The following is a 13514-nucleotide window of genomic DNA, read 5'->3' on the forward strand; positions in this document are numbered from 1 at the left end:
TCAGTGGTAATCCACCATTTCAACGTCCTGCGCGTGCCCGTCACGCCAAGCAAAACACAACCGCCACTGATCATTGATGCGGATGCTGTGCTGGCCCTGCCTGTCACCGGACAACGCCTCCAGTCGGTTGCCTGGTGGCACGCGCAAGAACTCCAAAGCTGTCGCGGCATGCAACTGTTGCAGTTTGCGCAGAGCCACGGCCTCAAAGTTGACGAACCGGGCTACGCGCTTGCCGTTGAACAGGGATTCGGTGTCGCTGCAGCGAAAGCTCTGGATCATGACAAATAGTAACGACCTTCGTTATTAACGTCAATCGCTATTAATGACTCGCAGCACTGGGCGCAGCTTGCAGATCGGACCAAAAAGTCTGTCGGTTCGAGTCCGAGCCTGGCACCAAATCAAGGTCCGCAGCGGTTCACAGCCGTCCGGACCTTTTCTTTTTTTTCTGACCACGCTGGCAGGGAAACGCGATTTCCGGTTCGCGGGCCTGCCCCGGTTTTTTTTTATGCAGCGAGCAACGGGGCAGGCTTCACACGCAGCGGTTTTTTCTTGAACTTCAAGGTGGTTTGCCACATGTCGTAGGCAGCTTGCTGCCCCAGCCACAAACGCGCATCGCCGCCCCTGTCCTTGCCCAGCCACGCCTCCAAGCGCAGCGCCATTTCTGGGGACACGGCAGCATGGCCGTTCAACACACGGGACAAGGTGACGCGGGCCACGCCCAACTGTTCGGCAGCTTCGGTAACGCTCAAACCAAGCGCAGGCAACACATCATCGCGCAGCGCCAAGCCCGGGTGGGAGGGGTTGAACATCTCGGTCATCGTCGGTTGCTCCGTTCGGTCAGTGATCGTCCTCGCAAGCTATTGGTAGTGATGCCGGCAGGCGATCACCGTCAAGTCGGCATCGTCCACCGCGTACACCAGGCGGTGGGTGTCATCGATGCGGCGCGACCAAAACCCACTGAGGTTGCCCACCAGGGGTTCGGGCTTGCCTATGCCTTGGAAAGGCTCGCGCCGGGCCGCGTCGATCAGCGCATTGATGCGTTTGAGGGTCTTTTTGTCCTGCCCTTGCCAGTATTCGTAGTCGCCCCATGCCGCAGGGGTGAAGGCCACGCCCCGGCTCACGCGTCCACCAGCTCGCGCCGCTTGGCCTTGCCAGACTTGAACTGGGCAATGGATTCGGCCAGGTGGGCGGCGTTGGCCGGGCTGGACAACAGGTGCAGGGTTTCGGCCATGCTTTGGTACTGCGCCAGAGACATGACCACGGCGTCACCCCCATCACGGCGGGTGATGATGGTGATATCGGCATCGCTCTCCACGGTGTCGAGCACCGTTTTGAGGGCGTTGCGGGCATCGGTGTAGCTGACAATTCGCATGATGCTTTCCCTTGACCTGTTCAATTTTCTGCACAGGTATTGTAGCGCGCCGTTCACTTTCGGCCCCCCACTACACTCACGCCATCCAAAAATTGATCGTTCTGATGGCTGACAAGACGACCACCGCCGCTTTCATCAACCGTTGGCAAGGCGTTTCTGCCAGCGAACTCGCCACCGCACAGTCCTTCGTCATTGAACTGTGTGAGCTGCTGGGCGTGGACAAGCCCCACCCCACCAACGACCAGGCCTACATGTTCGAGCGCCCGGTCACCTTCAGCCATGGCGACGGCAGCACCAGCGCCGGCCGCATCGACTGCTACAAACGCGGCCACTTTGTGCTGGAGGCCAAGAAGGTGAAGGCCGGCGCCCACACCAAGGGTTTTGACGACGCCCTCTTGCGCGCCCGCGCGCAAGGCGAAGGCTATGCCCGCGCCCTGCCCGCCGCCGAGGGCCGCCCGCCCTTTGTGCTGGTGGTGGACGTGGGCCACGTCATCGAGGTCTACGCCGAGTTCAGCCGCTCCGGCGGCACCTACACCCCCTACCCCGACCCGCGCAGCCACCGCATTCAACTGCAGCAACTGGCCGAGCCCGGCACCATCGAACGCCTGCGCGCCATCTGGACAGACCCGCTCTCGCTCGACCCCTCGCGCATCAGCGCCAAAGTCACGCGCCGCGTGGCCGCCGAACTGGCCGACCTCGCCAAATCGCTCGAAGCCAGCGGCCACCCGGCCGAACAGGTGGCCGGCTTCCTCACACGCGCACTGTTCTCCATGTTTGCCGAAGACGTGGGCCTGCTGCCCGCCGCGCCCGACGGCACCGGCAGCTTTGTGCAACTGCTGCGCCAGTACCGCGAACAACCCGCCACCCTGGCGCAAATGCTGCGCGTGTTCTGGGCCAGCATGGACGTGGGCGGCTTCAACGCCGCCATCGCCCGCGACGTGCTGCGCTTCAACGGCAAACTGTTCAAAGGCGCCAGCGCCGACGGCTACGTGCTGCCTCTCAACAGCGCCCAGATCGACGGCCTGCTGCGCGCCGCCCAGGCCAACTGGCAAGAGGTGGAGCCCGCCATCTTTGGCACGCTGCTGGAGCGCGCCCTCGACCCCACCGAACGCCACGCCCTGGGCGCCCACTACACCCCGCGCGCCTACGTGGAACGCCTGGTGCTGCCCACCGTGGTGGAGCCCCTGCGCGCCGACTGGGCCAACGCCCAGGCAGCGGCCCTGGTGCTGGCCCACGAAGCCGCCGAGCTAGACGGCAAAAAACGCGAGGCCAAGCTGGAGGAAGCCCGCGCCGAAGTGCGCCGTTTTCACCACCAGCTTTGCACCACCCGCGTGCTCGACCCGGCATGCGGCAGTGCCAACTTTTTGTACGTCACGCTCGAACACCTCAAGCGCCTGGAGGGCGAGGTCATCAACCAGCTGGAGGCGCTGGGCGAAACGCAGGGCAAGCTGGGCTTGGAAGGCGAAACCGTGACGCTGCAGCAGCTGCGCGGCATCGAGCTGAACGAACGCGCCGCCGCCCTGGCCGAACTGGTGCTGTGGATTGGCTGGCTGCAGTGGCATGTGCGCACACGCGGCCTGGCCAGCGTGGCCGAACCGGTGGTGCACGACTACGGCAACATCGAACACCGCGACGCCGTGCTGGCCTATGAGCGCGCCGAAATCGCCACCGACGAAACCGGCCGCCCCATCACACGGTGGGACGGGGTGACGTTCAAAAAGCACCCCGTCACCGGCGAAGACGTGCCCGACGAAGCCGCGCAGGTGCCGCAGTGGCGCTACATCCACCCGCGCCCGGCCGCGTGGCCGCAGGCGGATTTCATTGTGGGGAATCCGCCGTTTATTGGAAACAAGCGGATGCGTGATGCATTGGGTGACGGCTACGCTACGGCACTACGCGGAGCGTGGGCCGATATGCCCGAAACAGCGGACTTCGTCATGTACTGGTGGCACCACGCGGCAGTCGCCTTGAAGCGTGGCGACGTGCGCCGCTTTGGCTTCATCACCACCAACAGCATCACGCAGATATTCAACCGGCGTGTGATTGAAGATGCGGGTGTGACCCTCGCGTTCGCCATACCCGACCATCCTTGGGTGGACAGTGCAGACGGTGCTGCGGTGCGCGTGGCCATGACCGTGGGCGCGCGCGAACTACAAGGAGATGGCGCTCTGGTTCGCGTCACCAGCGAGGCGCCAGGTGAAGACGACACTCCAGTCATCGAACTCCAGACCGTCACCGGCCTGATACACCCCAACCTATCGGTGGGCGCCAACGTGAACAGTGCCAGCCGCCTGCACGCCAACCTGGGGCTGTCGTTCATGGGCATGATCCCGCTCGGCGCGGGCTTCTGGATTGACGAGGCAACCGCCGACCGCTTGGGGCGAGGTAGCGTGCCGGGTTTGGACGCACACATCCGCCGCTACCGCAACGGGAAAGACCTCACGGACCGCGCCCGTGGCCTGTTCGCGCTGGATTTTTACGGCATCTCGGAAGAAGAACTGCGTGCGCGCTTTCCAGCGGCATACCAGTGGTTGCTCGACCGCGTGAAACCGCAGCGCGACCAGGACAAACGCGACAGCCGGCGCCGCAACTGGTGGTTGTTTGCCGAATCAGTTCCCAAATTTCGTGTGGCGGTGCACGGATTGCGTCGCTACATTGGCACCACCGAAACGGCCAAGCATCGCCTGTTCAGTTTTCTGGATGCCGACATCTTGCCGGACCAAAAGATTCGCAGCGTGGTATCAGATGACGCACTGGTTCTCGGAGTTCTGAGTAGTGCGGTACATGTGCAATGGACACTTCGAACGGGTGGCACCTTGGAAGATCGACCGGTCTACAACAACTCCCGCTGTTTCGAACCCTTCCCCTTCCCCCACGACGACACCGGCCTCACCCCCGCCCTGGCCGAACGCATCCGCCAACTGGCCGAGCAACTCGACGCCCACCGCAAAGCCCGCCAGGCCGCACACGCGGGCGTGACGCTGACCGGCATGTACAACGTGCTGGACAAACTGCGCCGGGGCGAGCCACTGAACGCCAAAGACAAGCTGGTGCACGAGCAAGCCCTGGTGAGCGTGCTGCAAAGCCTGCACGACGAACTGGACGCCGCCGTGCTGGCCGCCTACGGCTGGAGCGACCTGGGCCCCGTGCCGTGGGCCGATGAAGCGGCCCGCACCGCGTGGACCGAAACCCTGCTGGAGCGCCTGGTGGCCCTCAACGCCCAGCGCGCCGCCGAAGAAGCCGCCGGCACCGTGCGCTGGCTGCGCCCCGAGTTCCAAGACCCGGCACGGCGCGCGGCCATCGCCACCGCCGCCCCCGCGCCACAACAAGCCGGCATTGAGGGCGTGGAAACACAAGCCGAGGCCCAGGCCAACGCCGAGCTCGACACGCCAGAGGACACCGCTGCCACCGCCGCCGTGGCGCCCACCTTGACCGCACAACCCTGGCCCCCCGCCCTGCCCGACCAGGTGCGCGCCGTGGCGCAGGTGCTGGCCGGCAGCCCCAGCCCGCTGGCCGTACCCGCCATCGAAAGCCACTTCAAAGGCAAGGGGCCGTGGAAAAAAGGCTTGCCACGCATCCTCGAAACGCTGGAAGCGCTGGGGCGGGCGCGGCGCGCAGATGGCGAGCGCTGGGCGGCGTGAGCGCGCCGCAAACAAGATGAAAAGAACAACCGCAGCCCGCTCATCACTGGCCCTTGCCGCGCTGCTCTGCCTGAGCCCACACGCAGTGGCACAACAGCCGGTGTACCGCTGCAACGGCACCTACACCGACCAACCCTGCGCAGGTGGGCACGAGGTGGACATCCGCCCAACCGAGGGCGCTCACTCCCTGTCTGGCCAGAAGAAGCAGAGCCTGGAAGCCCAACTGCGCGACGCCACCCGGTCTGCAGACCAAGGTGTCAACAAAGGTGTGCAGCAGGCCCACACAGCCATGAAGTGCCAGCAGCTGCAAAAAGAACGCATGCGCCTGGACCAGACCAGCACCGGCACTGAACTGGCGGGGCGCCGGCTTGAGGTTAGACAGCAGCAGTTCAAACTGGGATGCCGCCGCAACTGAGTCGCCAGCTCAGTCGGTGGCATTTAGAACGCCAGGCGTGTCACGAACCCGTCGCGGAGGTAGGTCAGCGAAGCCTGTCTGTGGGGTCAAACGGCTTGAAACGCCACGGTGTCGGGCACCCCTGGTGCCACCCACATCTGGCGCGCGGTGGCGTCGATCATCACGCCCACCACACTTTCCACACACGCCTCGGGCGGCAAGGCCGGATCGGGGTGGCGGCACACCGCGAGGTAGCCGCCGCTGGTGTCGCGCAGAAAGGCCTCCAGTCTGGCCCGGTCCACGTGGGCGGCCTCGCCATGTCGGCAGGACGTCTCCAGCCGCGACTGGGTGGACAGCGCCGCCGCCATGGGCGCCTGCACCGCTTGCAAAGCCGGGCTCAGGTAGTGGTTGCTGTGGCTCACGCGGCCACGCGCGGCGGGCCATTCGGCCCAGGCTGCCGGGGCCAGTTCAAAACAGGCGATGTCGCCGCTGGCGTCCACGCAGGCGATGTTGGAGCCGGCACCAAAACCCAAGCGCGCCGCGCGGTCCAGCTCGCTTCTGGCCTGGGCCAGGCTGCCGCAATCGAGCAAGTGCCGCAACAACACATGCACCGGCACACCGGGCCGCGCGCCATCGTCCACCGAACGCAGGATGTTCAAGCCCAACCCGAACCCGGCCTCGTGCAAGCCGATCTTGGCCAACATGCCGGCCTCGGTGAGGGTGGTGATGGTGTGGCCCTCAGGGCCCGGCGTTTTAAGCAACACCAGCGCGGCGCGCTGGCGGCCCAGCCAGTCCCAGTTCTGCGCCAGCCAGGTGTGGCCATCGGCGGTGGCTGGCGGCGCCACACACAGGGTGGTGCATTCGCCTTCTTCGTGGGCTCGGGTGGCCGCCGCCGACAAGGCCTCGGCTTGTGCATCGGAACCCCAATCGGACAGGCCCAGGGCGGTGTTGGCGGTCAACGCCGCATGCACCAAGGCCGGGTCGGGCGCCTCGGCATACAAGCCGGGCGGCAGGATTTCGGTGCGGCAGTTCAGCGCCAGAATGGCCGCGAGCGGCTGACCGCTGCCTTCGGCAATGCCTTGAATTTCAGCGAGCCAGCGCGGGCTCAGCGCCGCGATCACCTCTGCATAGGCCTGCGCCCGTTCGCAGGCCTGCGCCCAGCCAATGCCACAGCCCGCGAACATGCGGGCGTAGGTGGACACGCTGTGCGCGACCTGGGCACGCGCGCCCTGGCCGTGGATGAGGCCACGCGCGTGGTCGGTGGGGGCGGCTCTCAAATCCAGCGTGGGAAACATGCTCATTCCTTCATCGTGATGCGGCCAGCCCCTGCGCCACCGTGGGGTAGCGCAGCACCAGCCGCAGTTCGCGCTTCATGCGCTGGTTGCTCAAGCGACGCGACTCGCCCATGAAGCTCAGCAGGCTCAGGGGCAACTGCTGCTGGGCGCTCTCGCGCGACACACGGGGCGGACGCGGCAGGCCATACAGGTCGGCGGCCAGGTCGAAGTAGTCGCCCATCTTCAGTTCTGTGTCGTCGCTCACGTTGACCACGCGCTGCGGCTTGGGCGCCATGAGGGCGCGCACACAGGCGCGGGCCAGGTCGTCGGCATGGATGTGGTTGGTGAACACGTCGTCCTCGGGGCGCAGCACCGGCGTGCCGCGTTGCAGGCGGGCATGCGGCGTGCCACCGTCGCGGTCGGGCGCGTAGATGCCGGGGATGCGCAACACGTTCACCGGCACGCCCAAAGCGCGGCCCCAGGCGCGCACCGAGGCTTCGGCGTCCACACGGCGCATGGCCCGGGGTGTTTGGGGTGTGGGCGCACGCGTTTCTGCGACCCAGGCGCCGCCACAGTCGCCATACACCCCGCTGGTGGAGCCATACACCAGCGCCCAGGGCGGCGCACGGCGCGCCAGCACCTGCAGCAGGCCACGGGTGCGGGGGTCTTGGCGCCAGTCGGCCAGGTCTTGTGAAGGCGGCGGCGCCAGGTGCAGCACACGCTGGCCCAGGCCCGCCAGGCGGCGCAGGCTGTCGGGTTGGTCGAGGTTGCCCAGCAGCGGCGTGATGCCTTGGCCACGCAAAGCGGCCACACGTTCCGGCGAGGACGTCAGGGCCAACACCCGCACCCGGCCTTGGGCCGCGCCCAATTCGCGCGCGGCACGCTGGCCCACGTCACCACAGCCCACCACCAACACGCGCAGGCGCCGAAAGCGCGCCGGCCGAGCGCCGATCAAATTCATTCGAAACCGTCCATTCGGTCAAATTTGAGACAATCGCACGCATCGTGGCGGCGCCTGTCGGCGCCGCTTTCCATTGCGATTCATTGATTCCGAGTATGACATTCACCATCACCGTTCAGCCCAGCGGCCGCGCCTTCACCGCCGACGCTGGCGAGTCCATGCTGGCCGCCGGCATCCGCCAGGGCATTGGCCTGCCCTATGGCTGCAAGGACGGCGCCTGTGGTTCGTGCAAGTGCAAGAAGCTCGAAGGTGTCGTTGCCCACGGCCCGCACCAGGCCAAGGCCTTGAGCGCCGAGGAAGAAGCGGCTGGTTACGTGCTGACCTGCTGCGGCGTGCCCCAGACCGACGTGGTGCTCGAATCCCGCCAGGTGACCGAAGCCGGGGCCTTCCCCATCAAAAAAATGCCGGTACGTGTGAGTGCACTCGAACGCGTGTCCAGCGACGTGGTGGTGCTGCGCCTGCAGCTGCCCGCCACCGACCAGTTCCAGTACCACGCCGGCCAGTACGTGGAATTTTTGTTGCGCGACGGCGACCGCCGCAGCTACTCCATGGCCAACGCGCCCCACACCCAAGCCGACAAACCCGGGCTGGAACTGCACCTGCGCCACATGCCCGGCGGCAAGTTCACCGACCACGTGTTCGGCGCGATGAAGGAAAAAGACATCCTTCGCATCGAAGGGCCTTACGGCAGCTTCTTTCTGCGCGAGGACAGCACCAAGCCCATCGTCATGCTGGCCTCGGGCACCGGTTTTGCGCCCATCAAGGCGCTGATCGAGCACATGGTCGCCAAGGGCATCACCCGCCCCACCACGGTGTACTGGGGCGGCCGCCGCCCGGCCGACCTGTACCAGCACGACTGGCTGGCCGCACAGGCCGCCGCCCTGCCCTGGCTCAGCTATGTGCCCGTGGTTTCGGACGCATTGCCTGAGGATGGCTGGACCGGTCGCACCGGCTTTGTGCACCGCGCCGTGCTGCAGGACTTTGCCGACCTCTCCGGCCACCAGGTGTACGCTTGTGGCGCGCCCATCGTGGTCGATTCGGCGCGCGCCGACTACACCACCCAAGCCGGCCTGCCTGAAGACGAATTTTTTGCCGATTCATTCACCAGCGCGGCCGACAAAGCTGCTGCCTAAGCCCCCACACAAGGAGACACCATGCAACGCCGCACGCTGATCACCGCCGCCGCCCTGGCCCCCTTTGTGCCTGCGTCGGCACTGGCTCAAGCCCGCACCACACGCATCATCGTGCCCTTCGCGGCCGGTGGCCCCATCGACGTGACGGCGCGCATCCTGGCCGAACGCGTGAAGGATTCGCTGGGCACGGTGATCATCGAGAACCGCCCCGGTGGCGGCGGCAACATCGGCGTGGACGCGGTGGCCAAAGCCGCACCCGACGGCCTGACCCTGGGCATTGCCACCACCGCCTCACACGGCATCAACCCCTGGCTCTTCAGCAAGCTGCCTTTTGACCCGGCCAAGGACTTTGCGCCGGTCACGCAGATGCTGCGTGTGCCCAACGTGCTGGTCATCAACGCCGAGACCGCGCAGCGCCTGAACATCCACAGCTTGGCCGACCTGGTGAAGTACGCCAAGGCCAACCCCGCCAAGCTCAACTACGGCTCGGGTGGCAACGGCAGCGCCGGCCACCTCGCGGGCGAAATGTTCAAGAACCAGGCCGACATCTTCGCACTGCACATCCCCTACAACGGTGGCAACCCCGCGCAGTTGGCGCTGCTGTCGGGCCAGGTGGATTTCAACTTCGACAACCTGGCCACGGCCGCGCCCAACATCCGCTCGGGCAAGCTCAAGGCCCTGGCCGTGACCACGCTGGAGCGCTCGGCCGTGATGCCCGACGTGCCCACCGTGGCCGAGACCTACAAGGGTTTTGCCATCGACACCTGGTGGGGCCTGATCGCCCCCGCCGGCACGCCGCGCGACGTGGTGCAAAAGCTCAACACCGCGTTTGTGGATGCGCTCAAATCGCCCGAGGTGAAAACCCGGTTTGGCAACCTGATGGCCGAGCCCGCGCCCAGCACGCCGGAACAGTTCGACGAGTTCATGAAACGCGAACGCGCCAAGTACGAGCGTGTGGTGAAAATCAGCGGCGCCAAGGTGGATTGACGGCGCTGCGGCGGTTCAGACGCCGAAGTAGCGGTCGGTGCGGTGGTTGACGGCAATCACAAAGTTAAGTGCCACCGCACCCAGCACCGAGAGCAGTAATTGCAGCGGCGGCAGCACCGCCAGGCCCAGCGCCAAAATCAGCACGTCAGCCCCCATTTGGATGGCGCCCGCGCGCCAGCCGCGCGTTTTTTGCAGGTAGATGGCCAGCACGCCGATGCCGCCCAGGCTGGCGCCGTGCCGGATGAGGATGAGGATGCCGGTGCCGGCCAGCAGCCCGCCCATGACGGCCGCAAACGCTGGGTCCAGATGCGCAAACCCCACAAGGTGGGGCAACACCTCGACATACAACGACATGAGGCCCACGGCAGCAAACGACTTGAGCGTGAACACCGGCCCCAGCGCCAGCCAGGCGAACACGTAAAACGGCAAATTGACGACAAACAGCCAGGCACCCAGCGGCCACTGGCTGACATAGTGCAGCACGAAGGCCAGGCCGGTGGTACCGCCGGTGAGCAGTTGCCCCTGCCGGAACATCAGCACCGCCAGCGCCACAAACAGGCAACCGGTCAGCAGGCCTTGCAGGTCTTCGAGTGTGTTGTGGGGGGCGGCCGCAGGGACGGGCGTGCGCTGGGTATCCATGCGGGGGATTGTGTCCCCCGCCTCCCAGCGGACCTTTGACCTGGGTCAGTAGGTTTCCAGATGCAGGCGCCCGTCGCGTTTGAGCGCCGCGCCCACGGTATCCCAATCGAGGCCGGCCTGGGTGGCGATGTCTTTGAGCGCCAACACCACGCCCTCTTCCATGGCCTTGAGGCCACAGACGTAGAAGCAGGCGTTCGGGTCGGTCAGCAAAGCGGCGAGGTCGGGCGCACGTTCACGCATCGCGTCTTGCACGTAACGCTTGGATTTGCCGGTCTCGCGCGAAAAGGCGAACTCGATGTCGATGAAATCCTTGGGCAGGTTGTTCAACGGACCAAAGTAAGGCAGTTCTGCAGGGGTGCGGGCGCCAAAGAACAACATCAGCTTGCCGCCCTCGAACTTGCCGCTCGCCCGCAGGCGGCGGCGCCATTCGGTCATGGCACGCATGGGCGCCGAGCCGGTGCCGGTGCAGATCATGACGATGCTGGAGCGCGGGTGGTTGGGCATCAGGAAACTGCTGCCAAACGGGCCGATGACCTGCACCTTGTCGCCCACCTTGAGGTCGCACATGTAATTGCTGGCCACGCCACGCACGGGCTGGCCCTGGTGGTCTTCGAGCACACGTTTGATGGTCAGCGACAGGTTGTTGTAGCCGGGGCGTTCGCCGTTGCGCGGGCTGGCGATGCTGTACTGGCGCGCGTGGTGGGGGCGGCCCTTGTCGTCCGTGCCCGGTGGGACGATGCCAATGCTCTGGCCTTCGAGCACGGGGAAGGGCATGGTGCCGAAGTCCAGCACGATGTGGTGGGTGTCGTAGTCGCCGCCGGCGGTTTTTCCCACTTCGGTGACACGCACGTTGCCACTCACCGTGGCTTCAATGGTTTTCTGTGCGGCTTTGGGGCCGTAGAGGTTGGTGTAGGCGTGGGCGGCCGACCATGGGGGCAATGTGGCGCCGTACTGGGCGCTGTTGAAGACGGGTGCGCCGGCTTCGGCCAGGGCACTCGGAACGGGTTCGGGCGCCACGACCGGTTCGGCTTCGGCAACCGCGCCATCGGCCACCAGCTCGGCGGCGCTCAGCTCGGCGGGCAACACATCCCAGCTCAGTTGCTCGGCCAGGCTGTAGGCCTTGACCTTGAGCACCTTGCGGTAGTTGTCGATGCTGCCGGTGGGGCATGGCGAGATGCAGTCGTTGCACCAGTTGCAGATGTCGATGTCCACCACGTAGTTGCGCGAGTCGTGACTGATGGCGCCCACCGGGCAGATGGATTCGCAGGTGTTGCAGCGGATGCAGATCTCGGGGTCGATCAGGTGCTGCTTGACGATGGCGGCTTCAGCGGGCGCGTTCATGGGAATCTCCGTGTGTTTTTTGGGCAGTGTATGTCTGGGTTCGCTGGACCGCACTGCGTTGGCCTTGCTGTGGGGCCGCATGGGCTGGGGTGACTGGCTTCGTTCGTGTCCCCCGGGCGCTGCGCGCCCTCCTCCTTTACCTCACTGCGCCAGTCACCCCAACCCATGCTCAGTCGCAAGAGAAAGAGTGATGGCGGCCCATCTTGTCCGGCGCTATCCGGCGCGCGTGCCTGATCCGGGGATGCCGCGGGTCCGGCTCTGCCGGCCCGCAGGCATCGCCCCCTGGGGGGTGACGCGCCCTTAGGCGCGGCGCGGGGGGGTCAATTAAACCTGACGTACTCGAAATCGACCGGCTGGCGGTTGATGCCCATGACCGGAGGCGCGATCCAGTTGGCGAACTTGCCGGGCTCGACCACACGGCCCATCAGGCTGGCCACAAAGGCGCGGTCGGCTTCGCTGGGCAGCCAGTTGTCGCGGTTGGCGTTCCATTCGGATTCGGAAATCACGCGGCCATCCGGGGCCACCTTCACGCCCTTGAGCAGGCCGATGTTGCGGTGGAAGGCCTTGTGCGGCACCGACAGGCGCACGGGGATGCCGGCCTTCTCGATGACCTTGTTCCAGCGCTCCACGCCACCCACGCTGTCCTTGATGTAGTCGTCGCGCAGCACTTCGTTCAGCGCGTTGAGCATGGGCACTTCTTTTTCCACCAGCTGGCCGTTCTGCACGTTCAGCACTTTGTAGAACTGGCCACGCAGCTGGTGGTCATCGGTGCGCTTGCCTTCTTCGTAACGGCCTTTCAAGCCGGTGCTGTAGAAGGTGGCGGCGTTGCTCGACTCGTCGGCACCGAAGAGGTCGATGGTCACCGAGAAGTGGAAGTTCAGGTAGCGCTGGATGGTGGGCAGGTCGATCACACCGGCGGCGCGCAGCTTGGCCGGGTCGTCGGTCTTGAGCTCGTTCATCACCTGGCAGGTGCGGTTGATGACGCGGCTCACACCCGATTCGCCCACAAACATGTGGTGGGCCTCTTCGGTCAGCATGAACTTGGTGGTGCGGGCCAGCGGGTCGAAGCTGCTTTCTGCCAAGGCGCAGAGCTGGAACTTGCCGTCGCGGTCGGTGAAGTAGGTGAACATGAAGAAGGACAGCCAGTCGGGCGTCTCTTCGTTGAAGGCTTCCAGGATGCGCGGGTTGTCTTTGTTGCCGCTGTTGCGCTCCAGCAGGGCCTCGCCTTCTTCGCGGCCGTCCTTGCCGAAGTACTTGTGCAGCAGGTAGACCATGGCCCACAGGTGGCGGCCTTCTTCGACGTTCACTTGAAAGAGGTTGCGCAGGTCGTACTGGCTGGGGCAGGTCAGGCCCAGGTGGCGTTGCTGCTCGACCGATGCCGGCTCGGTGTCGCCCTGCGTGACGATGATGCGGCGCAGGTTGGCGCGGTATTCGCCAGGCACGTCTTGCCAGGCGGCTTCGCCCTTGTGGTCACCGAAGTGGATCTTGCGGTCTTGTTCGGCCGGGTTGAGGAAGATGCCCCAGCGATAGTCGGGCATCTTCACATGGCCAAACTGCGCCCAGCCCTGCGGGTCCACGCTGACGGCGGTACGCAGGTAAACATCGAAGTTCTGCGAGCCGTCCGGGCCCATGTCGTTCCACCAGTTCAGGTAGTTGGGCTGCCACTGTTCGAGCGCGCGCTTGAGCGTGCGGTCTTCGGCCAGGTTCACGTTGTTGGGAATCTTCTCGCTGTAGTCGATGCTGGACATGGGGAGTCTCCTGGGATTTCAACG

13 protein-coding genes are annotated in these 13514 nt (G+C 65.5%); 4 read left to right on the forward strand and 9 right to left on the reverse strand.

The features are described from left to right. The 4 genes from ACFQU0_RS17390 to ACFQU0_RS17405 form a co-directional block, all read right to left on the reverse strand. Entirely contained in the window at window positions 1-279 is a 279-nt protein-coding gene (locus ACFQU0_RS17390; protein ID WP_382202989.1) for a type II toxin-antitoxin system RelE/ParE family toxin, read from the reverse strand. A 224-nt stretch (window positions 280-503) separates the two neighbouring features. After that, on the reverse strand, window positions 504-818 hold the full coding sequence (locus ACFQU0_RS17395; protein ID WP_382202990.1) for a HigA family addiction module antitoxin: 315 nt from the start codon (window positions 816-818) through the stop codon (window positions 504-506). Between the two features lie 39 nt (window positions 819-857). Further along, entirely contained in the window at window positions 858-1121 is a 264-nt protein-coding gene (locus ACFQU0_RS17400; protein WP_382202991.1) for a Txe/YoeB family addiction module toxin, read from the reverse strand. Beyond that, a complete protein-coding gene (locus tag ACFQU0_RS17405) occupies window positions 1118-1372 on the reverse strand; it encodes a type II toxin-antitoxin system Phd/YefM family antitoxin (protein ID WP_382202992.1) in 255 nt (84 codons plus the stop codon). The genes ACFQU0_RS17400 and ACFQU0_RS17405 overlap by 4 nt, the downstream gene beginning before the upstream one ends. A 104-nt stretch (window positions 1373-1476) precedes the next feature. On the opposite strand from ACFQU0_RS17405, the gene ACFQU0_RS17410 reads away from it, so the two are divergent. Together ACFQU0_RS17410 and ACFQU0_RS17415 are read left to right on the forward strand one after the other, a co-directional pair. Next, window positions 1477-5013 (forward strand): class I SAM-dependent DNA methyltransferase, encoded by a 3537-nt coding sequence (locus ACFQU0_RS17410; RefSeq protein WP_382202993.1) that lies wholly within the window; start codon window positions 1477-1479, stop codon window positions 5011-5013. A 16-nt stretch (window positions 5014-5029) separates the two neighbouring features. After that, window positions 5030-5428, forward strand: coding sequence for a hypothetical protein (locus tag ACFQU0_RS17415; RefSeq protein WP_382202994.1), 399 nt, complete (start codon window positions 5030-5032; stop codon window positions 5426-5428). A gap of 86 nt (window positions 5429-5514) precedes the next feature. On the opposite strand, the gene ACFQU0_RS17420 is transcribed toward ACFQU0_RS17415, so the two are convergent. Both ACFQU0_RS17420 and ACFQU0_RS17425 read right to left on the reverse strand, forming a co-directional pair. Further along, entirely contained in the window at window positions 5515-6708 is a 1194-nt protein-coding gene (locus ACFQU0_RS17420; protein WP_382202995.1) for a C45 family autoproteolytic acyltransferase/hydolase, read from the reverse strand. Window positions 6709-6712: 4 nt separating this feature from the next. Beyond that, complete coding sequence (locus ACFQU0_RS17425) at window positions 6713-7642, reverse strand: SDR family oxidoreductase (RefSeq protein WP_382202996.1); 930 nt, start codon at window positions 7640-7642, stop codon at window positions 6713-6715. A 95-nt stretch (window positions 7643-7737) separates the two neighbouring features. On the opposite strand from ACFQU0_RS17425, the gene ACFQU0_RS17430 reads away from it, so the two are divergent. Further along, window positions 7738-8775: a CDP-6-deoxy-delta-3,4-glucoseen reductase gene (locus ACFQU0_RS17430; protein ID WP_382202997.1), complete on the forward strand. Its 1038-nt coding sequence runs from the start codon at window positions 7738-7740 to the stop codon at window positions 8773-8775. Window positions 8776-8796: 21 nt separating this feature from the next. After that, complete coding sequence (locus ACFQU0_RS17435) at window positions 8797-9762, forward strand: Bug family tripartite tricarboxylate transporter substrate binding protein (RefSeq protein ID WP_382202998.1); 966 nt, start codon at window positions 8797-8799, stop codon at window positions 9760-9762. A 15-nt stretch (window positions 9763-9777) separates the two neighbouring features. Here ACFQU0_RS17435 and ACFQU0_RS17440 read toward each other — a convergent pair whose 3' ends face one another. From ACFQU0_RS17440 to boxB, 3 genes are all read right to left on the reverse strand, one after another. Then, window positions 9778-10401 carry a YitT family protein gene (locus ACFQU0_RS17440; RefSeq protein WP_382202999.1) on the reverse strand — a complete coding sequence of 208 codons (624 nt, stop codon included), beginning with the start codon at window positions 10399-10401 and terminating at the stop codon, window positions 9778-9780. Window positions 10402-10446: 45 nt separating this feature from the next. Then, entirely contained in the window at window positions 10447-11742 is a 1296-nt protein-coding gene (gene boxA, locus ACFQU0_RS17445) for a benzoyl-CoA 2,3-epoxidase subunit BoxA (protein ID WP_382203000.1), read from the reverse strand. A 320-nt stretch (window positions 11743-12062) separates the two neighbouring features. Continuing rightward, the gene (boxB, locus tag ACFQU0_RS17450) at window positions 12063-13490 is read right to left on the reverse strand and encodes a benzoyl-CoA 2,3-epoxidase subunit BoxB (RefSeq protein WP_382203001.1); all 1428 of its coding nucleotides are present in this window, start codon (window positions 13488-13490) and stop codon (window positions 12063-12065) included. Window positions 13491-13514: the final 24 nt, after the last annotated feature.

The sequence above is a fragment of the Hydrogenophaga defluvii genome (assembly GCF_042665235.1).
In the GTDB taxonomy this organism is placed as follows: domain Bacteria; phylum Pseudomonadota; class Gammaproteobacteria; order Burkholderiales; family Burkholderiaceae_C; genus Hydrogenophaga; species Hydrogenophaga defluvii_A.

Excerpts from the sequence above, each read along its gene's own strand:
- ACFQU0_RS17410 (WP_382202993.1), top strand. The coding sequence starts at position 1,477 with ATGGCTGACAAGACGACCACCGCCGCTTTCATCAACCGTTGGCAAGGC.
- ACFQU0_RS17405 (WP_382202992.1), bottom strand. The coding sequence starts at position 1,372 with ATGCGAATTGTCAGCTACACCGATGCCCGCAACGCCCTCAAAACGGTG.
- boxA (WP_382203000.1), bottom strand. The coding sequence starts at position 11,742 with ATGAACGCGCCCGCTGAAGCCGCCATCGTCAAGCAGCACCTGATCGAC.
- ACFQU0_RS17440 (WP_382202999.1), bottom strand. The coding sequence starts at position 10,401 with ATGGATACCCAGCGCACGCCCGTCCCTGCGGCCGCCCCCCACAACACA.
- ACFQU0_RS17390 (WP_382202989.1), bottom strand. The coding sequence starts at position 279 with ATGATCCAGAGCTTTCGCTGCAGCGACACCGAATCCCTGTTCAACGGC.
- ACFQU0_RS17420 (WP_382202995.1), bottom strand. The coding sequence starts at position 6,708 with ATGAGCATGTTTCCCACGCTGGATTTGAGAGCCGCCCCCACCGACCAC.
- ACFQU0_RS17395 (WP_382202990.1), bottom strand. The coding sequence starts at position 818 with ATGACCGAGATGTTCAACCCCTCCCACCCGGGCTTGGCGCTGCGCGAT.
- ACFQU0_RS17425 (WP_382202996.1), bottom strand. The coding sequence starts at position 7,642 with ATGAATTTGATCGGCGCTCGGCCGGCGCGCTTTCGGCGCCTGCGCGTG.
- boxB (WP_382203001.1), bottom strand. The coding sequence starts at position 13,490 with ATGTCCAGCATCGACTACAGCGAGAAGATTCCCAACAACGTGAACCTG.
- ACFQU0_RS17430 (WP_382202997.1), top strand. The coding sequence starts at position 7,738 with ATGACATTCACCATCACCGTTCAGCCCAGCGGCCGCGCCTTCACCGCC.
- ACFQU0_RS17435 (WP_382202998.1), top strand. The coding sequence starts at position 8,797 with ATGCAACGCCGCACGCTGATCACCGCCGCCGCCCTGGCCCCCTTTGTG.
- ACFQU0_RS17415 (WP_382202994.1), top strand. The coding sequence starts at position 5,030 with ATGAAAAGAACAACCGCAGCCCGCTCATCACTGGCCCTTGCCGCGCTG.